This window comes from Streptomyces sp. NBC_01320 (assembly GCF_035974375.1).
In the GTDB taxonomy this organism is placed as follows: Bacteria; Actinomycetota; Actinomycetes; order Streptomycetales; family Streptomycetaceae; genus Streptomyces; species Streptomyces yanii.
This window is the reverse complement of the sequence record NZ_CP108390.1, coordinates 7,961,487-7,980,746: the sequence shown is the minus strand read 5'-3', so window position 1 is coordinate 7,980,746 and position 19,260 is coordinate 7,961,487. Positions and strand designations below refer to the sequence as shown.

The window sequence follows — 19,260 nt, the reverse complement described above, 5'->3', positions numbered from 1 at the left end:
GGGGTCAGTCCCGATACGCGTCCACGAGGGCGGCGGCCTCCTCCAGTGTGAGGCCGCCGCCCTCGGCGGACGCGGCGGCGTAGGAGGCCTCCCCGAGGACTGCGCGGACCAGTTCCACCGCCCGCGCATGGTTGTCGCGCTCCAGCGACGCCTCGACATGACCGGCCGGCAGCAGACCCTCCCGGGCCCCCAGCAGCCGAGCCGCGTCCGCCGCCCGGCGCTCGCCACCGAGTCCGCCGAGGGCCCAGGCCACGGTGACGAGATGAAGGGCGGACATCTGGGGTGCCACCATCTGCGACAGCGGGTCCTGGGACCGGACCAGAGCCTGCCGGCCCCGGTCGAGGGCGTCGGCGTACAGGCCGTCCTCGTTGTCCAGCCACGCCATGCCGCCCAGCACGAACCCGTCGAAGATCGCCACCGTCTCGGACCGGAACTCCTCGCGCAGCTCGATGAGTTGCTCCCGCGCCTCGGCCGTACGCCCGGAGCGGCCCAGCCACATGGCGAGATGGAGCCGGGCGGCCGGCATCGCCTCGTGCCCCGCCTGACGGCCCTCGGTGAGCACCTCACGGAGGATCGTCTCGGCCTCGGCGCCGCGGTCGAGCTCGGTCAGCACGGAGGCGTACCGGGTACGCAGAAGCGACACCTGGGAGCGGGCCCCCAGCTGCTCGGCCCAGCCGATCGCAGCGAGGAAGTCGTCCGCCGCGCTGGTGTATTCGCCCTTCTTCTCATAGGCCTCGCCCCGGCAGGAGAGCGCTTCCGCGGCACCCCAGGCATCGCCGAGCCGGTTGAAGATCTCCAGGCTCTCGTCGGCGTCCCCCCGGGCCTCGCCCGCCCAGTCGGGACGATTGGCCAGCACATTGGCGCGCATCTGGAGAGCGGCGGCGAGCTCCCATTCGTAGCCGAACTCCCGGCAGGAACGGACCGTTTCGTCCAGCAGCTCGCGCAGCCGGCCCACGTCCCCGGTGAGCAGGACCGCGAAGAACCAGAGCGACGCCGGGGCGCGGCAGGTCTGCGGCTGACCCGCCCGGTAGGTGCCCGCGATGACGCGCAGCCGCTCCATGCTCTGCTCGGTGGTCCACTCGTCCATCGCATGGTCCATGCTGACCAGCTGGATCAGCCGCACCCCGCGCCGCGCCTCTTCGAGGAGCTCGGACGACATGGGCGGCGGCGCGTCGGTGCACCGCTCATGGAGCGAGGGCACGGGCCGGGCGGGCGGGGCGAACGGGTCGGGGCCGAGCTCGGCGGCTGCGTCGGACCACTGGCGTGCATCGGTCCGCAGGTCACGCATCTGCCAGTACCAGGCGAGGGAGAGGACCAGGCAGAGCACCTCCTGCTCGTCGCGGGCGGCGACGGCGCGCCGCAGGGCCGTGCGCAGGTTCTCGTACTCGCGCTCCAGGAGCTCGATGGCGGCCCGCTGTCCCGCGCCCCTGAGCTCGGGGTCGGTGGTACGGGCCAACTCCCGGTAGAAGACAAGGTGTTGCCGCTCAACGACGGTTCGCTCCCCTGCCTCGTCGAGCCGTCCTGCGGCGTACTCGCCCACGGTCTCCAGGAGCCGGTAGCGCATCTCGCCGTCGTCGGCGGGCGCGGCGACGACAAGGGACTTGTCGACGAGCGAGCCGAGCAGGACGGCGACATCACGCGGGTCGACGGGCTCGACCGGATCGTCGGGGACGATCGGGGCGGGGTGGGCGCAGACCGACTCCGCCGCGGCGAGGGTGCAGCCGCCGGCGAACACGGACAGGCGGCGCAGGACGGCACGTTCGGGCGCGTCGAGGAGGTCCCAGGACCAGTCGACGACGGCACGCAGGGTCTGCTGGCGCGGCAGAACGGTACGGCTCCCACTGGTCAGCAGGCGGAACCGGTCGTCGAGCCGGTCCGCGATCTGGCGCGGGCTGAGCATGCGCAGCCGGGCGGCGGCGAGTTCGATGGCGAGCGGCAGTCCGTCGAGCCGGCGGCAGATCTCGGCGGCGGCCGCCGCGGTCTCCTCGTCGGCGTCGGTCCGGAACCCCGGCTTCGCGGCGGCGCCGCGGTCGGCGAGCAGGCGCAGCGCCATCGGGTCGGGCAGCGGGTCGACGGGGCGGACGAACTCGCCGGGTACGCCGAGGGGTTCGCGGCTGGTCGCCAGGACGGTGAGGTCCGGGCAGTGGGCGAGCAGATGGTCGGCGAGCGCGGCGGCGGCCTCGATGACGTGCTCGCAGTTGTCGAGCAGGAGGAGCATGCGGCGCCGGGAGCAGTGCTCGGTGAGCCGGACGAGCGGGTCGCCCGCGCCGCGCTCGGCGGCCCGGAGCTCTTCGGCACCGGCGCCGCGCAGCACGGTCTCGCGGGCGCCGAGGGCGGTCAGTACGGCTTCGGGCACGGCCTCCGGGTCGTCGACGGGGGCGAGCTCGGCCAGCCAGACACCGTCCGGCCAGGCGGGCGCGACGGATTCGGCCGCCTCCTGGGAGAGCCGGGTCTTGCCCGCGCCGCCGGGCCCGAGAAGGGTGACGAGCCGGGCCTGCGCGAGGTCGTCACGGAGGGCGTCGATGTCGTCCTCGCGCCCGACGAAGCTGGTGAGCCTGGCGCGCAGGTTGCCGTGGGCGTGGGGGGCGGGGGTGCGGGCCGGTTCCGTCACGGGGGCCTCTGCAGCCGTCCGGCCCGGGGCAGGCGTCCGGCCCGGGGCGTGGGCCGGCTCCTGTCCCGGCGTCCGAATCGGCGGTCTGCGCACCGGCTCCTGATGAAGCAACTCCGCGTGCAGTGCGCGCAGTTCGGGTCCCGGGTCGGTGCCGAGGCGGTCGGCGAGCACGGTGCGCACCTCTTCGTACGCCGCCAGCGCCTGCGCCGTACGTCCGGCATCCCGCAGCGCCCGCAGCCGCAGCGCCTGAAGGGGTTCGTCCATCGGGTGGTCCGCGCAGAGCGCGACCAGCTCGGGCAGGACCTCGTCGGCCCGGCCCAGCGCCAGCGCCGCGGTCAGCCTGGCGCGGCGGGCGTCCAGGCGTCGGGCCGTCCAACGGGCGGCGACGGCGCCCCGGTCCGGCAGATCGGCGAGGACCGGTCCGCGCCAGAGTGCGAGGGCGTCGTCGAGGACCGTCACGGCCTTCGCCGGGTCGCCCTCCTCCAGTGCGCGCGTACCGTCCCCTGCGAGCCGCCCGAAGCGGTGCAGGTCGACCGCGTCCGGGTCGGCGGCGAGCCGGTAGCCGCTCTCCGCCGAGGTGATCGCCTCATGGCCGAGGACCCGGCGGAGCCGGCCGACGAGCGCCTGCAGGGCACCGACCGCGTCGGCGGGCGGATCGCCGTCCCACACCTCGTCGACGAGCACGGCGGCCGGGACCGTACGGCCGGGACGCAGCGCGAGAACGGTCAGCAGGGCGCGCAGCCGCGCCCCACCGATGACGACGGCCGTGCCGTCGTCGTGGAGTGCCTGTGTGGTACCGAGGATGCTGTAGCGCACGCGCCTATTCTCCTTGACCGCTCTCCTCCCCGAAGAGGGGATCACGTCGCGCCATGGGACCGGCGGGAATTTCTCGCTCACGCCGCCTGTCGGGCCTGCGGCCCGTCAGGTCTTCCGCGATCAGCACCAGCCCGGTTCGGACCTTTCCGGACGGGCATGACGCGGGCGGAGTTCCTGCTCTCTCGGGGAAACAGCTCCGCACGGGGTACAGGCGCAGGTCCGGAACCACCGCGTCGGCGCGAGACGTTTCCTCCGTGCCACCGGTACGGTCGGGGTTCGTGCCCGCCCCGACGCGCTCCCCCGCACCCAGCCACCTGGAGTCCGTTGATGACCACTGCAGCAGCCCGGAGCGACCGGCGGATCAGCCCGGTCTTCCTCGGGATCGTCGCCGTCATGGCGGTATCGGGCTGGGCGGTGTGGACGGCCTTCGGGTCTCCCCCGGGGCTCGCCGTCTTCCTCTTCGTCACGGCGGCGTGGGTCGTCTCCCTCTGTCTGCACGAGTACGCGCACGCCCGCACCGCGCTGCACAGCGGGGACATCTCGATCGGGGAGAAGGGTTATCTCACGCTCAACCCGCTCGCCTACACGCACGCGTTGCTGAGCATCGTGCTGCCGGTGCTGTTCGTGATCATGGGTGGGATCGGTCTGCCCGGTGGCGCGGTGTTCATCGAGCGGGGCCGGATCAGCGGCCGCTGGAAGCACAGCCTGATCTCGGCGGCGGGCCCGCTGATGAACGTACTGTTCGCGCTCGTCTGCACGGCGCCGTTCTGGCTGCACGCCTTGGACGGGGTCCCGAGGGAGTTCCGGTACGCGCTGGCGTTCCTGGCACTGCTCCAGGTCACCGCGGCGATCCTGAACTTCCTGCCCGTCCCCGGCCTGGACGGGTACGGGGTGATCGAGCCCTGGTTGTCGTACCGGATCCGCCACCAGGTGGAGCCGTTCGCACAGTTCGGACTGATCGCGGTCTTCGGCGTGCTGTGGATCCCGGAGATCAACCACGTGTTCTTCGACGGGATCCACAGCCTGCTGCAGTCACTGGGCGTGAGTGAATTCAGGACGTACTGCGGACGCGATGCCTACCAGTTCTGGACCACGGCGAACCCGGCCTGCGCCGTCGACAGGCCCTGAGGGCTGTCCCCCGAGGACAGTCCTCAGCCCTCGGTCCCGGCGCGCTGCTTGCGCAGGTAGTACCACGCCATGTTGGACGAGAGCCCGGCCATCAGCACCCAGACGATCCCGAGCCAGCTGCCCTGGACGAAGGAGGCCACGGCCGCACCGACGGCGAGGACGCAGACGGCGAGGGCGTAGAGAGCGAGGCGGGGCATGGGGGGCAGCTCCTGTCCGGGGGCGGTGCACGGTCCCGTCCAGTGTCCCCCATGCCCCGTTCCGCTCTCCGCAGGGTGCGGCCGTCGGCGCCCGTCCGCTCACACGTCGGTGGTACGCAGGCCCGCGTGCGCCTTGTAGCGGCGGTTGACCGAGATCAGGTTGGCGACGAGCGATTCGACCTGGTGGGCGCCTCGCAGCCGGCCCGCGAAGATGCCGCGCATGCCGGGGATCCGGCCGGCGAGCGCCTGGACGAGGTCGGTGTCGGCGCGGGCCTCGCCCAGCACCAGCACATCGGTGTCGATCTCCTCGATCGCCTCGTCCTGGAGCAGCACCGCCGAGAGGTGGTGGAAGGCGGCGGTGACCCGGGAATCGGGCAGCAGGGCGGCGGCCTGCTCGGCGGCGCTGCCCTCCTCGGGCTTCAGGGCGTACGCGCCCTGCTTGTCGAAGCCCAGCGGGTTGACGCAGTCGATGACGAGCTTCCCGGCAAGCTCCTCGCGCAGCGACTCCAGGGTCTTGGCGTGGCCGTCCCACGGCACGGCGACGATCACGACGTCGCTGCGCCGGGCGCAGTCGGCATTGTCCGCGCCCTCGACGCCGAGGCCCAGCTCGCCGGCGGCGGCCTGGGCGCGCTCGGCGGCGCGCGAGCCGATGATCACCTTCTGCCCGGCGCGGGCGAACCGGTAGGCGAGCCCGCGGCCCTGCGGACCGGTGCCGCCGAGCACACCGACGGTCAGCCCGGATACGTCGGGAAGGTCCCAGGGATCCTTGGCGAGGGGCTTGGGCGCGCTGCCACTGTCGTTCGTAGTCATGGCGCCGACATTACTGCCCGCCCTGGAAGGGAAGGCCAGGTCGCCCTCCTGCGACATCCGTCACTCAGGCCCCCGTTCGGTTGGTTCGCTGCCGTTCGCCGGTGCCGGGGACGGGCTCTGCGGCATGATGCCGGGCCATGGATGCCGTACGCGTCGCCCTGCTCCGAGAAGTGCTCGCCGGGACCGAGTGGCCCGCGGCGGCCCGGCGTTTCGCGGGGACGCTGCGCTCGTCCGTCGTTCCGCACGGCGGCGGGCTGCTGCTGGTGGGGACGGCGGCGTACGAGCCGTGGCACCTCGCGGCCCATCTCGTCGACGAGTCCACCTGGTCCGGGCTGCCGGAGCTGACTCCCACGCTTGTACGGCACCGGGTGGGACCGGGCGACCCGGCCCACCTGGCCGTCGGTCTCGGCCGGATCGAGGCGGCCGGGCGGGGCGAGACGCTGTTCCTGGTGGCCCCGCAGCGGCCCGGGGCCGGGCTGCTGGAGCGGGTGCACGATGCGCGCCGGGCCGGGGCGACGGTGCTGTCGCTGGACGACGGCGACCCGGAGGTGGGAGGGCTGGCCCATGAGACGCTCGCGGTGACCGGCACCGACGATGTGGACCTGGACACCGTGCAGCACCTGGTGAGCGCCGCGGCCGGCGAGAACAGCGCCCCGGCGCCGCGCGGTCGGCACGGCTTCCGGGACCGACTGTCCCGGCTCGCCGACCAGCTGACCGCGCCACCGCCACCGAGGTGGTGAATGACCGCGCACCGCGGCCAAAACCGGTTGCAGGCGGCACGTACAGCACCGGACCATGACCCCTCGTGACCTCCGCCTCCGCCCTGCCCGCCCGGCTCGCCGCGCTGCTGCCCGACCTCTCGCCCTTGCGGTCCTCGGCCGACTTCAGGCTGCTGTGGGTCCAGGGCCTGATCACCTATTTCGGCAGCTTCATGGCGCTGATCGCGCTGCCGCTCCAGATCAAGGAGCTCACCGGTTCGCCGCTCGCCGTCGGCGCGATGGGTGCGGTCGAGCTGGTACCGCTGGTCGTCTTCGGTCTGTACGGCGGGGCGCTCGCCGACTCCGCGGACCGCCGCAAGGTGATCCTGGGCACCGAGGCGGGGCTGGGGCTGCTCGCCGTCGTCCTCCTGGCGAATGCCGCGCTGCCCGACCCCGCGCTCTGGCCGCTCTATCTCGTCGCGGGCGGCGTCTCCGCGCTCGCCGGGCTGCAGCGGCCCGCGCTGGACTCACTGATGGCCAGGATCGTGCCGCACGACCAGCTCACCGCGGCCGCCGCGCTGAACTCGCTGCGCTGGCAGTTCGGCGCGATCACGGGCCCGGCGGTGGCCGGTCTGGTGGTGGCCTATGCCGGGCACGCGACGGCGTACGCGGTCACGGTGGTCACGTTCACCGTCTCCGTACTGCTGTGTCTGCGGCTGGCGCCCGCACCGCCCGCCGCGCACGCGCGGAAGCCGTCGCTGCGCGGGATCGCGGAGGGCGCGCGGTACGCGTGGAGCCGCCCGGTGCTGCTGGGGACATACGCGATCGATCTGGCCGCGATGTTCTTCGCCTTCCCGAACACGATCTTCCCGTTCCTCGCGGACGAGCTGCACGCCGAGTGGTCGCTGGGGCTGATGTACGCGGCGGGGTCGGTCGGGTCCCTGGTACTGGGGCTGACGAGCGGCTGGACCTCACGGGTGAGACGGCACGGGCTGTTCGTGGTCTTCGGCGCGGCCGCCTGGGGGCTGGCGATCGCTGCGGCGGGATGGTTCAGCAATGTGTGGCTGGTGCTGGGCTGCCTGGCGGCGGCGGGCGCGGGCGACATGCTCAGCGGGCTCGGCCGCTCGACGATCTGGAACCAGACCATCCCGGAGGAGTTGCGCGGACGGCTGGCGGGCATCGAGGTGCTGTCGTACAGCGTCGGGCCGCAGCTGGGTCAGGTGCGGGCGGGCGCGATGGCGGGCTGGACGGGCACCCGCTCGGCGATCTGGTCGGGCGGGGTGGCGTGCGTGGCCTCGGTCGCGCTGCTGGCGGCGGCGCTGCCGAAGCTGTTCACGTACGACTCCGGGACGGACGAGGACGCCGAACGGCGGCGGCAGGCGAGAGCATCCGGTCTCCCGGCGTCCGGACAGTCGAGCCCCTCCGGCGTGTGAGAAGCGGCGTCCGGGGCGGAGCCCCGGGGCCGGGCCTACGCGTCGGCCTCAGGAGGCGTGGAACGGTCGTGCCATTTGGGGTCGTTCTCCCACTCCAGGTTCCGCTCCTGCGCCGTCTCCATGGCGTGCCGGGCCTCCTCGGGCGTGGTATACGGCCCGAACCGGTCCTTCGCCGGGCACTCCGGGCCTTCCTCGACCTTCTTGTGCTCCAGGCAGTAGTACCATTCGCCCGGCTTGCCGGCCGTGCGCTTCTTGAACAGGGCCATCATCGGCTCCTTTCCTCGGGGCCATGCTGCCCCAAGCACGCTGGTTAGACTCGCTGACATGTCTGGCCAGTCGCTCCTCGTACCAGGGGAGATCACTCCCATCCGTTCCGTACCCGGAAACATCCGGCGCCCCGAGTATGTGGGCAAGCCCGCTCCCACGCCGTACACCGGCCCGGAGATCCAGGACGCCGACACCGTCGAGCGCATGCGCATCGCGGGGCGGATCGCCGCGCAGGCGATGGCGGAGGCCGCGAAGCACATCGCCCCGGGTGTGACGACGGACGAACTCGACCGGGTCGCCCACGAGTTCATGTGCGATCACGGCGCCTACCCGTCGACGCTCGGCTACCGCGGATTCCCCAAGTCGCTCTGCTCGTCGCTCAACGAGGTCATCTGCCACGGCATCCCGGACTCCACGGTGCTGCGCGACGGCGACATCGTGAACCTCGACGTCACCGCGTACATCAACGGTGTGCACGGCGACAACAACGCCACCTATCTCTGCGGCGACGTGGACGAGGAGTCCCGGCTGCTCGTGGAGCGCACCGAGGAGTCCCTGAACCGCGCCATCAAGGCGGTCCGCCCCGGGCGTCAGATCAATGTGATCGGGCGGGTCATCGAGTCGTACGCCAAGCGCTTCGGGTACGGCGTGGTCCGGGACTTCACCGGGCACGGGATCAATTCCTCGTTCCACTCCGGCCTGATCATTCCGCACTACGACAGCCCGCACGCGACCACCGTGATGCAGCCCGGCATGACCTTCACCATCGAGCCGATGCTGACGCTCGGAACGCACCAGTACGACATGTGGGACGACGGCTGGACCGTGGTGACGAAGGACCGCAAGCGCACCGCCCAGTTCGAGCACACGCTGGTGGTGACGGAGACGGGCGCGGAGATCCTCACTCTTCCGTAGCCCTCGTACACGATCTTTCCCACCGGGCACAGGAGCGGAATCCGGCGTATCGTTTTTACCGACAGGCCGTCGGGAAGTTGTCGGGATCGGGGCTGTCGACAGCCAGTGCTGCGCGCAGTTGCTGTCGACATCCTCTCTTTCCGGACCTTCCGTCCCCTCGGTCCCCGGAGGCCCGCCTTGGACGCCACCGCCACCGCCACGCCCTTCTCGACACTCATCCGCACAACGTCGCACGAGCAGCACACCGAGGCGGAGACCTCGACCTTCATGAGCGACCTGCTGGGCGCGCGGCTCGGAGTGGATGCGTACGCGCGCTACACCGAACAGCTGTGGTTCGTCTACCGGGCACTGGAGGACGACGCGGAGGCGCTGCGCTCCGACCCGGTCGCGGGTCCGTTCATACAGTCGGAGCTGATGCGCACCGCCGCGCTGGAGCGCGACCTGACCCATCTGCGAGGCGCGGACTGGCGCGAGGGTCTGGAACCACTGCCCGCGACGGCCCTGTACGCCGACCGGGTCGCCGAGTGCGCGCGCACCTGGCCCGCCGGATACATCGCACACCACTACACCCGTTACCTCGGCGACCTCTCCGGAGGTCAGATCATCCGCGACAGGGCGGAGAAGACCTGGGGGTTCACGCGCAAGGGCGACGGGGTGCGGTTCTATGTCTTCGAGGGGATCGCCAACCCCGCCTCGTTCAAGCGGGGTTACCGCGAGCTGCTGGATGCGGTGAACGCCGACGACCGGGAGAAGCAGCGGATCGTCGACGAGTGCAAGCGGGCGTTCTCACTGAACACGGCGGTGCTCCAGGAGTTGGGAGAGGTCTTCCCGCTCAGCACGTAGGGCCCCGGCGGTGCGGGGGTCGGGGTGACCGGCTTTCGGCGGTGGACCCGGTCCGACATGGACGTCACAGTGCCGGTGACAGGCCTGCGTCTGCCATCAGGACGCGGCCTCCGATTTCCACGGTGCCGTCCGGTGCGGGTGCGGTGAGGATCTGGGAGCCCCGTCCCTGTGTGATGTTGAGCGCACGGCCCAGTTGCGCGCTGAGCAGCAGCGCCGCCGCCCCCGTCGCCTCGTCCTCGACGATTCCCCCGGTGCGAGCCCCGGCTCCACCGGAGCGGCTGACGCCACGCTCATCGACGCGCCGCGGGAACGCCCGCGCCCTCACTCGACCCGCCGCCTCGTCCTCCCACGCCCAGACGTAGAGCCAGCCCTCCCCGGGCGGTGGTCCGTTCAGCGCCTCGACCTCGGCGACGGACGCATAGCGCTCCAGTGTGCGCGGCGGCGCCCACTCGGGGCGCGCGGTGATCCAGGTGAACTCACCGTCCTGGCGGGCGAAGACATCCCCGACCGGCAGTTCCAGAATCTCCAGATCGAGCAGCCAGGCGACGCCCACGAGCGGATGTCCGGCGAAGGGCAGCCGGAGCCCCGGTGTGTAGATGTCGACGTGACCGCGCTCGGGGTCGTCGACGAACACGGTCTCGCTGAAACCGAGTTGCCGGGCAAGCGCGTGCCGGGACGCCTCGTCGGGGTACGCGCGCCCGTCGCGTACGACCCCGAGGGCGTTGCCCCGCCGGCCGTCGGGGCCGCAGAACACCCGCAATACGTCGATGCCCGCGGGTACGTCGAAGTCATTCACGTGCGCATTCAAGCATCGCGCCGGCGTCGGTCACGCCGCAGGGCCGGAGCGGCGGGTCGCCGGTCGGCCGCGCCTGCGCCGGTCGTGGCGGAGCCACCCGAGAAGCCCGGGAGCCCGAAGCGTCTGTGGAGTCCGGGAGTTCGGCGCCCCTGTCGAGGGCCGACGGGGCGGCCGCTGCGAGCCGGGACGGAGCGTGCGGACGAGGACGACCCGGCGGCCTCCGGAAGCCGGTCACTTGACCATTGATTGACCTTTCCTTGGGTCTCCCATGGGCTATCCGTGATCATCCCGTTCCCCTGCCCTCCAGGTGAGAGCTGAATCACTGCGCGGGTGGGTATCGGTCAGGTAAGCCTCGGTTAAGTTAGGTTCGCCTCACCCGCCTTTGTCCAGCCCCAATTCTTCCTCTCTTCAGCCTGTGTGGAGCCCGTATGCGAGCCGTTCGTTTCTCCGTCGTCACCGCTGTCGCCACCGCGGCAGCCCTGACCGCCGTCACGGGCTGCGCCGAGAAGAGCGACGGCAAGGGGGACGGCGCGGTGAAGGTCACCGCGAAGGACGACTCCTGCACGGTGTCGAAGAAGACCCTCCCGGCCGGCCACGTCGCACTGGCCGTGGAGAACAAGGGATCCAAGGTCACCGAGGTCTACGTCCTCTTCCCGGACGACCGCATCGTCGCCGAGCGCGAGAACATCGGCCCCGGCACCAAGGCCACCATCACCGCCGAGGTCAAGGCCGGTTCGTACGACGTCGTCTGCAAGCCGGGCATGAAGGGCGCCGGCTTCCGGCAGAAGATCGAGGTCACCGGCGGCACCGCGGTCAAGCGCAGCCCCGAGATGGACAAGGCCGTCGCCGACTACCGCACCTATGTGCAGGCGCAGGCCGACGAGACGCTGCCGAAGGTCAAGGTCTTCACGGACGCCGTTGCCGCGGGAGACATCGAGGCCGCGAAGAAGGCGTACGCCGACTCCCGCATCGGCTGGGAGCGCACCGAGCCGGTCGCCGAGTCCTTCGGTGACATCGACCCGAAGGTCGACGTCCGCGAGGACGGCCTGGAGGACGGCCAGAAGTGGACCGGCTGGCACCGCCTGGAGAAGGCGCTGTGGCAGGACAAGAAGCTCGGCGCCGAGGAGAAGGCCCTCGCCCCGGTCCTCTACAAGGACCTGGTCGACTGGCAGAAGCGGGTCGGCACGGCGGAGATCACCCCGACCTCGATGGCCAACGGCGCCAAGGAGCTCCTCGACGAGGTCGCCACCGGCAAGGTCACCGGTGAGGAGGAGCGCTACAGCCACACCGACCTGATCGACTTCAAGGGCAACGTCGAGGGCGCGCAGAAGTCGTTCGAGCTGCTGAAGCCGATCGCCTCGAAGAACGACGCGGCGCTGACCGCCACCCTGGACAAGCAGTTCGCGGCGCTGAACACGCTGCTGGACAAGTACCGCAAGGACAAGAACTCCTACGAGTTCACCTCGTACGAGAAGGTCGGCAAGGCGGACCGCAAGAAGCTGTCGGATGCCGTCAACGCACTGGCCGAGCCGCTGTCGCAGCTCGCCGCCGCGGTGACGAAGTAGCGGACGGGGAGGCACCGGGCATGTCCGAGAAGACGCAGAACACCGCCGGGACGGACGCCGCCGGCGCGGACACCACCGAGGGGGCTGTCCCCGGCACCGGCGACCGCGCCCCGTCGCGCCGCGCGCTGCTCGGCTGGGGCGGTGCCGGGCTGGCGCTCGGCGCGGTCGCGGCCGGTGGCGCGGTCGCCGCGGTGCGCACGCAGAGCGATGCCGTGCCGGCCGCGGACAGCGGCGCCGCGGTGCCGTTCCACGGTGTGCACCAGGCCGGTATCGCCACCGCCGTCCAGGACAGGCTGCACTTCGCCGCGTTCGACGTGACGACGAAGGACCGGGCCGAGCTGATCGCCCTGCTCAAGGAGTGGACGCGGGCGGCCGAGCGGATGACGGCAGGTCATGCGGTCGGCGACGGAGCGTACGGCGGTCTCGCCGAAGCACCGCCGGACGACACGGGCGAGGCGCTGGGCCTCAAGCCGTCCCGGCTCACCCTCACCATCGGCTTCGGTCCCTCGCTGTTCGCCAAGGGGCGGTTCGGTCTTGAGGACCGGCGCCCGGAGGCGCTCGTCGATCTGCCGAAGTTCCCCGGTGACAATCTCGATGCGGCCCGCAGCGGCGGCGACCTGTGCATCCAGGCGTGCGCGGACGACCCGCAGGTCGCGGTGCACGCCATCCGTAACCTCGCCAGGATCGGCATGGGCCGCACCGCGATCCGCTGGTCCCAGCTGGGCTTCGGCAAGACGTCGTCGACGACGCCCGACGCCCAGACCCCGCGCAACATGATGGGCTTCAAGGACGGCACCCGGAACATCTCCGGCACCGACACCGCGGCCCTCGACAAGCATGTGTGGGTCGGCGAGAAGGACAAGGCGGACTGGATGACGGGGGGTTCGTACCTGGTGGCCCGGCGCATCCGCATGCACATCGAGACCTGGGACCGGACCGGACTCCAGGAGCAGGAGGACGTCTTCGGCCGGGACAAGGGCGAGGGCGCCCCGGTGGGCAAGGCGAAGGAGCGCGACGAGCCGTTCCTCAAGGCGATGCTGCCGACCGCCCATGTGCGACTCGCCCACCCGGACAGCAACGACGGTGCGACGATCCTGCGCCGCGGCTACTCCTTCACGGACGGTACGGACGGTCTGGGCCGGCTCGACGCCGGGCTGTTCTTCCTCGCCTACCAGCGCGATGTCCGTAAGGCGTTCATCCCGCTGCAACGCCGCCTCGCGGCACACGACGCACTCAACGAGTACATCCAGCACGTGGGTTCGGCGCACTTCGCCGTCCCGCCGGGCGTCCGCGACAAGGACGACTGGTGGGGCCGGGCGCTGTTCTCCTAACGGGACTCGAAGCGAAAAAGGAGAACCGAAACGTGTTCAGCAATTTCCTGATCGGCCTGCGCGAAGGTCTTGAGGCGAGCCTGGTCGTCTGCATCCTCATCGCCTATCTGGTGAAGACCGGCAACAAGAGCAAACTGCTGCCGATCTGGATCGGTGTCGGCATCGCGGTCGTCGTCAGCCTGGCGTTCGGCGCCGGTCTCGAATTCGGCTCGCAGGAGATGACGTTCAAGGCGCAGGAGGCGCTCGGCGGTTCGCTGTCGATCATCTCCGTGGGCCTGGTCACCTGGATGGTGTTCTGGATGCGGCGCACCGCGCGGCATCTGAAGAAGGAGCTGCACGGCAAGCTGGACGCGGCGCTCGCGATGGGCACCGGGGCGCTCGTCGCGACGGCGCTGCTCGCGGTCGGCCGGGAGGGGCTCGAGACCTCGCTGTTCGTCTGGCGCGCGGTGCACGCGGCGGACGACGGCTGGCATCCGATGATCGGCGCGTTCCTCGGGATCGCCGCCGCCGTGGTGCTGGGCTGGCTGTTCTACCGAGGTGCGCTGAAGATCAACCTGGCGAAGTTCTTCACCTGGACCGGCGGCATGCTGGTGGTCGTCGCGGCGGGTGTCCTCGCATACGGCGTCCACGACCTGCAGGAGGCCGAGTTCCTGGGCGGTATCCACAACCAGGCGTTCGACATCAGCGCCACGATTCCGCCGGACAGCTGGTACGGCACGCTGCTGAAGGGCACCTTCAACTTCCAGCCCGACCCGACCGTTCTTCAGGTCACGGTGTGGGCGCTGTATCTGATCCCCACGCTCGCACTGTTCCTTGCCCCGGTAGGGTTCGGACGGTCAGTGGGGGCGACGGATCAGAAGGCGCAGAAAGCAACGGATGAGAAGCCTGAGGCCGATTCGGCTGGCGACGGGGCTCGCGGCAGCGACAGTGCTGAGCATGACGGCGAGCGGGTGCGTGACGGTGCACGGCGAGCTGGAAGTCGTACCGGCGGCAACGAAGTCTGAGGCCGCGAAGGCCCTCGCGGCCTTCACCACCGCGTACAACGCGGCGGACAAGGCCTACGATCCCGCGCTCGACGCGGACCGGGTGACCGGTTCGCTCGGCGCGATCAACCAGGCCGGTCTGAAGGCGCGGCAGAAGAACAGCCCCGGCGGCAATGCCAATCACAGGCCGTTGGAGCTGACCGACGCCACCTATGTCATCCCGAAGAAGGCAGGCTGGCCGCGCTGGTTCGTCGCGGACACCGACTCCAACCGCGATCAGGACAGCGGGAAGCAGGACACCCGCTGGCTGATCGTCTTCCTGCGGTCCGGGCCCGACGCCGGGTGGCGGGCCGCCTATCTGTCGGTCGTGGCGCCCGCCGCGGTGCCCGCCTTCGCGAAGGACAGCGACGGGCGGGCCCGGCCGGTGGCCACGGACAGCAGTGAACTCTCCGTGGCGCCCAAGGACTTGGGCACCGAGTACACGGAGTATCTGCAGAAGGGCACGCCGGACGTGTTCGCCCCCGGGGTCGCCACCTCGGGCTGGCGGGACGCGCGCAGGACCACCCGCCAGGCGGGCTTCTCGTACCAGTACATCGACCAGCCGCTGGACAGCGGTACGTTCGGTCCGCTCGGCCTGGAGACCGAGGACGGCGGGGCGCTGGTCTTCTTCAGCAGCAAGCACTTCGAGCAACAGACCGCGGCGAAGGGACTGCGTCCACCCGTCAACGCGGATGTGCAGGCGCTGCTGACCGGTGAGGTGAAGACCACCCTCACCAAGGAGCGCGTCTCCAGCCAGCTGGTGTATGTCCCGAAGAAGGGCGCTGCGAACGGCGCCAAGGTGATCATGCTGAACCGACTGCCGGGGCTCACGGCGGCGAAGGGCTCGTGACGCCGCGGCCCGCGATCCGGTGGCCGTGACGTGGGAGACGGGGGCGCAGGGCTCGTAAGACCCCGCGCTCCGGCTTCAGTGGCTGAGCGGCCAGGTCACCGATCCGTGGTCGAGATCGCTCTGGTCCGCCGTGTCGGCGTACTGCGCGCAGGCGTCGGTGAGCGTCTCCAGCAGCGTCAGCGGGTCCGGCAGCGGGTTCTCCGGCCCGCGGACCCAGTGCACGTCCAGCTCACCGGGGAGCAGGGCGGGCGGCAGGAGCACGTAGCTGCCGCGGCAGTGCCAGCGCAGTCCTGGATGTTCGTCCATGGTCTCGGGGTGGCAGTCCAGCTCGCAGGGCCACCACTCGTCCTCGTCCTCGGGGGTGCCGCGGGTGGCGGTGAAGAAGAGCATCCGGTCCTCGCCGGACACGGCCACCGGGCCGACCTCGACATCCGCGGCGAGGAGCCGCTCCAGTGCCTGGCTGCCCGCGGTCAACGGCACGTCGAGGACGTCATGGATCATGCCGGTCGCGGTGATGAAGTTGGCCTGTGGCTGGCTGCGGGCCCAGCGCTCGATCTGGGGGCGGTCGGTGGTGGACTGCGTCTGCCAGGCGAAGGAGACGGGGTGCCTGGCGGGAGTGGGACAGCCGATGCGTTCGCACGAACATCGGTAGCCGATCGGGTGGGCGGCGGGCGCGATCGGCATTCCGGCCTCGGCGACGGCCAGGAGCAGCGCCTCCCGGGCGGTGTCGTCGACCGCGCGCTGCTGCGGTTTGGGTCGCCGGCGCAGCCATTGGGAAAACTTGCTCTCTGTGCCGCGAGAACGGCCGAAATCGACGCCCATCAATCCCCTTACCTCAGCGTTGCCCCTGCCCTATGGTCCCACCATCCTGCGCCCCGGGTGGCCAGAGTCCTGAAGCGGGGGCACCGACCGATGCACCGAGCAGGGCTCTTTGTAATCTTTTGTCCGGAAATGACAGGCGTGGCTGTGACTGGCTGGTCGCAGCACTGGGTGTGACTGTGTGGCACGGCGGGACTCAGCGAGCGGCCAGACCGTGCAGGGCGTAGTCGACGAGCGCGTCCGCGTACGCGTGGGTGAGCGGCCGGGTCCGCAGCAGCCAGCGATGGGTGAGCGGGGCGACGAGGAGCTCGAGGGCGATCCTCGGATCGATGTCGGCGCGCACGTCGCCCGCCTCCTGGGCGGCGCGCAGCCTGGTGACGTAGAGCTGCAGCTGCGGTTCGAGCAGCTTCTCGACGAATTCGGCGCCGAGCGCGGCGTCGACGATCCCCTCGGCGGCCAGCGCCCGGGTGGGCGCCTCGGTCACCGGGTCGTTCAGCTCGTCGACGGTGGCCCGAAGGACGGTCCTCAGGTCGGCCGCCAGGTCGCCGGTGTCCGGGATGGCGTACGCCGCCTCCCCGGCCTGCTCGGCGGCCCGGTTGCCGAGGTCGATGAAGGCCTCCATCAGGACGGCGGCCTTGGAGGGCCACCAGCGGTAGATCGTCTGCTTGCCGACACCGGCGCGGGCGGCGATGGCCTCGATCGTCGTCCTCGGGTAGCCGGCCTCGCCGACGAGGCCGAGTGCCGCGTCGTAGATCGCCCGGCGGGAGCGCTCGCTGCGGCGGCCGGGGTCGGGCGGCCTGTTCTCTGCCATGCCCGCCACGGTAGCAGCGGAGCGAGGCGAGACGTATCGTCTCCGCATCTCTCCGTAGACGTCACGGAGCATCCCGCAGAACCACCCGATCGGTTCACTGCGCGGTAGCTCCGAACGGCGCACCATGAGCTCACGCACAGACCCGTGCGAGCCCCGGCACCCCGCAGGCAACCCCTGCCGTCCGTGAGGAGCCCTCATTGCCTCGTGAAGCCACACCCTCATCGCTTCGTGAAGCCGCCGTTCCCTCGCCCCGCGAAACCACGGCTCCGGCGTCCCGTGAAGCCACCCCGCGCCGCTACCTGATGTGCGCCCCCGCCCACTTCAAGGTCACCTACTCCATCAACCCGTGGATGGACCCGACCAAGCCGGTCGATCTGCCGCTGGCGCAGGCCCAGTGGGAGGACCTGCGCGACCGCTACCGCGCGCTCGGCCACACCGTCGAGCTGCTCACCCCGCGCCCCGAGCTGCCCGACATGGTCTTCGCCGCGAATGGTGCCACCGTCGTCGACGGGCGGGTGCTGGGAGCCCGGTTCGCGTACCAGGAGCGGTACGCGGAGGCGGAGGCGCACCGGGACTGGTTCCGGGAGCACGGCTTCACCGAGATCCATGAGCCGGACCACGTCAACGAGGGCGAGGGCGACTTCGCGGTCACCTCCTCGTACCTCCTGGCCGGGCACGGCTTCCGGTCCAGTCCGCTCTCGCACGACGAGGCGCAGGAGTTCTTCGGCCGGCCGGTGATCGGCCTCGATCTGGTGGACCCGCGCTACTACCACCTGGACACGGCCCTCTGCGTGCTCGACGAGGAGGGCGACGAGATCATGTACTACCCGGGCGCGTTCTCGCCGGGCAGCCGGTCGGTGCTGCGTCGGCTCTTCCCCGACGCGCTGATCGCCGAGGAGGCGGACGCCGCCGCGTTCGGCCTGAACTCGGTCAGCGACGGGCTCCACGTGCTGGTGCCGCAGGGCGCCGCGGGCCTCTTCGACCCGCTCCGGGCGCGCGGCTTCGAACCGGTCCCGATGGACCTGAGCGAGCTGCTCAAGGGCGGCGGCAGCGTGAAGTGCTGCACCCAGGAGCTGCGGAACTCCTCTTAGAGCCTGTCGGGTGACCTTCGATCGGATAGCGGACGCGGTCTGGTGCGTGCGATTCCAAGGCGGCGGGATGTCCTCGGATGGGGTCTCCCCTGCTCGAGCGAAGCTGAGAGCTCGGGGAAGGAGCTACTAGGACATTTCGGCAACGCGGGAAGCGTGCGTGCCAGGGCGTGGCCGCCCGATCAGAGGTCACCCGACAGGCTCTTAGTCACCCTCATCGTGGGGCGGCGGCCAGGCGTCGCCCCACGCGATGTCCCGGGCGGCCCGGTACAGCTCGCCGTGCCGCTTGGTGACCGTGGAGCGCTGCAGGGCCTCGTCGCGCGTGCACAGGTCCAGCAGCACCTGCCCCTTGCGGATCTGCGGCTTGCGGGTGACCCGGGCGCGCACCGGTTCGGTGGCGAAGCGGGTCGCCACGACATAGCTGAACTTCTCGTCCTCGTACGGCAGAGAGCCGCCCTTCACCTGCCGGTGCAACGAGGAGCGGCTGACCCGGGCGGAGAAGTGGCACCAGTCGGTGCCCGGCTCGATGGGGCACGCGTCGCTGTGCGGGCACGGAGCGGCAACCGTCAGTCCGGCGGCGATCAACCGGTCGCGGGCCTCGATGACGCGGGCGTAGCCGTCGGGGGTGCCGGGCTCGACGATCACGACGGCCTGTGCGGCGGCCGCCGCGGTGTCGACCAGCCCGGTGCGCGCCTGCGCCGTCAGTTCCTTGAGTACGTAGCTGATGGTCACCAGGTCCGTGGGATCGAGCTCCAGTCCTGCGCCGATCCGGGCCCGCCGCCACTCGGCGGTGCGCAGGGCCTCGATGCCGGAGGCCTCGGCGAGCTCGCGGCCGAGGGTGAGCGCGGGCTCGGCCCAGTCCAGGACGGTGGTTCGCTGGCCTTCCCAGGCCCCGGCGACGGCCCAGCTCGCCGCACCCGTGCCGCCGCCGATGTCGGTGTGCGTGGCGGGCGTCCACTCCGGAGCGGCCTCACGGAGGGCGGCGAGGGCGGACCGTACCGCTTCGAAGGTCGCGGGCATGCGGTACGCGGCGTACGCGGCGACGTCCGAGCGGTCGCGGAGCACCGGGGCATCGGTGGGGGTGGTCCCCCGGTAGTTGGCGATGAGCCGGTCGACGGCCTGCGCGGCCTGCTTGGGCGGCAGCCCGTCGAGGAGTCCGGCCAGCGCCGTGCGCAGGGCTTCCGCGGTGGAGAGGGTGACGTTCACCGACGAATTGTAGGCGGATACGACCGGTTGTTCCCCGGTCGGTGCCTGTCCCGT

18 protein-coding genes are annotated in these 19,260 nt (G+C 71.1%); 10 read left to right on the top strand and 8 right to left on the bottom strand.

Features of this window, described 5'->3' with window-relative positions; all coding sequences use genetic code 11:
- Positions 1-4: 4 nt before the first annotated feature.
- On the bottom strand, positions 5-3,427 hold the full coding sequence (locus OG395_RS36340; RefSeq protein ID WP_327246714.1) for an AfsR/SARP family transcriptional regulator: 3,423 nt from the start codon (positions 3,425-3,427) through the stop codon (positions 5-7).
- A gap of 327 nt (positions 3,428-3,754) precedes the next feature.
- Here OG395_RS36340 and OG395_RS36335 point away from each other — a divergent pair, with 327 nt between their 5' ends.
- The gene (locus tag OG395_RS36335; RefSeq protein ID WP_327246713.1) at positions 3,755-4,555 is read left to right on the top strand and encodes a site-2 protease family protein; all 801 of its coding nucleotides are present in this window, start codon (positions 3,755-3,757) and stop codon (positions 4,553-4,555) included.
- A gap of 23 nt (positions 4,556-4,578) precedes the next feature.
- Here the strand turns inward: OG395_RS36335 and OG395_RS36330 are convergent, their stop codons facing one another.
- Together OG395_RS36330 and npdG are read right to left on the bottom strand one after the other, a co-directional pair.
- Positions 4,579-4,752: a hypothetical protein gene (locus tag OG395_RS36330; protein WP_327246712.1), complete on the bottom strand. Its 174-nt coding sequence runs from the start codon at positions 4,750-4,752 to the stop codon at positions 4,579-4,581.
- A 99-nt stretch (positions 4,753-4,851) separates the two neighbouring features.
- On the bottom strand, positions 4,852-5,562 hold the full coding sequence (gene npdG, locus OG395_RS36325) for an NADPH-dependent F420 reductase (protein ID WP_327246711.1): 711 nt from the start codon (positions 5,560-5,562) through the stop codon (positions 4,852-4,854).
- Positions 5,563-5,699: 137 nt separating this feature from the next.
- Here npdG and OG395_RS36320 point away from each other — a divergent pair, with 137 nt between their 5' ends.
- A complete protein-coding gene (locus OG395_RS36320) occupies positions 5,700-6,302 on the top strand; it encodes a hypothetical protein (protein WP_327246710.1) in 603 nt (200 codons plus the stop codon).
- 65 nt (positions 6,303-6,367) lie between these two features.
- Complete coding sequence (locus tag OG395_RS36315) at positions 6,368-7,693, top strand: MFS transporter (RefSeq protein ID WP_327246709.1); 1,326 nt, start codon at positions 6,368-6,370, stop codon at positions 7,691-7,693.
- Between the two features lie 35 nt (positions 7,694-7,728).
- Here the strand turns inward: OG395_RS36315 and OG395_RS36310 are convergent, their stop codons facing one another.
- Entirely contained in the window at positions 7,729-7,959 is a 231-nt protein-coding gene (locus OG395_RS36310; RefSeq protein ID WP_327249565.1) for a hypothetical protein, read from the bottom strand.
- A gap of 58 nt (positions 7,960-8,017) precedes the next feature.
- Between OG395_RS36310 and map the strand changes: the two genes are divergently transcribed.
- Together map and OG395_RS36300 are read left to right on the top strand one after the other, a co-directional pair.
- On the top strand, positions 8,018-8,875 hold the full coding sequence (map, locus tag OG395_RS36305; protein WP_266986302.1) for a type I methionyl aminopeptidase: 858 nt from the start codon (positions 8,018-8,020) through the stop codon (positions 8,873-8,875).
- Between the two features lie 177 nt (positions 8,876-9,052).
- On the top strand, positions 9,053-9,718 hold the full coding sequence (locus tag OG395_RS36300; protein ID WP_327246708.1) for a biliverdin-producing heme oxygenase: 666 nt from the start codon (positions 9,053-9,055) through the stop codon (positions 9,716-9,718).
- A gap of 64 nt (positions 9,719-9,782) precedes the next feature.
- Here OG395_RS36300 and OG395_RS36295 read toward each other — a convergent pair whose 3' ends face one another.
- Positions 9,783-10,514, bottom strand: a complete 732-nt coding sequence (locus OG395_RS36295) for a PhzF family phenazine biosynthesis protein (protein WP_327246707.1) — start codon at positions 10,512-10,514, stop codon at positions 9,783-9,785.
- 428 nt (positions 10,515-10,942) lie between these two features.
- Between OG395_RS36295 and efeO the strand changes: the two genes are divergently transcribed.
- Genes efeO through OG395_RS36275 form a run of 4 tightly spaced genes read left to right on the top strand, consistent with a single transcriptional unit; the run spans position 10,943 to position 15,282 of the window.
- Complete coding sequence (gene efeO / locus OG395_RS36290) at positions 10,943-12,079, top strand: iron uptake system protein EfeO (protein ID WP_327246706.1); 1,137 nt, start codon at positions 10,943-10,945, stop codon at positions 12,077-12,079.
- 20 nt (positions 12,080-12,099) lie between these two features.
- Positions 12,100-13,410, top strand: coding sequence for an iron uptake transporter deferrochelatase/peroxidase subunit (gene efeB / locus OG395_RS36285; protein ID WP_327246705.1), 1,311 nt, complete (start codon positions 12,100-12,102; stop codon positions 13,408-13,410).
- Between the two features lie 32 nt (positions 13,411-13,442).
- A complete protein-coding gene (efeU, locus tag OG395_RS36280; RefSeq protein WP_327249564.1) occupies positions 13,443-14,414 on the top strand; it encodes an iron uptake transporter permease EfeU in 972 nt (323 codons plus the stop codon).
- Complete coding sequence (locus OG395_RS36275) at positions 14,347-15,282, top strand: hypothetical protein (protein ID WP_327246704.1); 936 nt, start codon at positions 14,347-14,349, stop codon at positions 15,280-15,282. Before efeU ends, OG395_RS36275 begins: the two co-directional genes overlap by 68 nt.
- 75 nt (positions 15,283-15,357) lie before the next feature.
- Here the strand turns inward: OG395_RS36275 and OG395_RS36270 are convergent, their stop codons facing one another.
- Together OG395_RS36270 and OG395_RS36265 are read right to left on the bottom strand one after the other, a co-directional pair.
- A complete protein-coding gene (locus OG395_RS36270) occupies positions 15,358-16,104 on the bottom strand; it encodes a bifunctional DNA primase/polymerase (protein WP_327246703.1) in 747 nt (248 codons plus the stop codon).
- 193 nt (positions 16,105-16,297) lie between these two features.
- Positions 16,298-16,912, bottom strand: a complete 615-nt coding sequence (locus tag OG395_RS36265) for a TetR/AcrR family transcriptional regulator (protein ID WP_327246702.1) — start codon at positions 16,910-16,912, stop codon at positions 16,298-16,300.
- 197 nt (positions 16,913-17,109) lie between these two features.
- Between OG395_RS36265 and ddaH the strand changes: the two genes are divergently transcribed.
- A complete protein-coding gene (ddaH, locus tag OG395_RS36260) occupies positions 17,110-18,003 on the top strand; it encodes a dimethylargininase (protein ID WP_442818633.1) in 894 nt (297 codons plus the stop codon).
- A 201-nt stretch (positions 18,004-18,204) separates the two neighbouring features.
- Here the strand turns inward: ddaH and OG395_RS36255 are convergent, their stop codons facing one another.
- Positions 18,205-19,206 carry a small ribosomal subunit Rsm22 family protein gene (locus OG395_RS36255; RefSeq protein ID WP_327246701.1) on the bottom strand — a complete coding sequence of 334 codons (1,002 nt, stop codon included), beginning with the start codon at positions 19,204-19,206 and terminating at the stop codon, positions 18,205-18,207.
- Positions 19,207-19,260 lie beyond the last annotated feature (54 nt).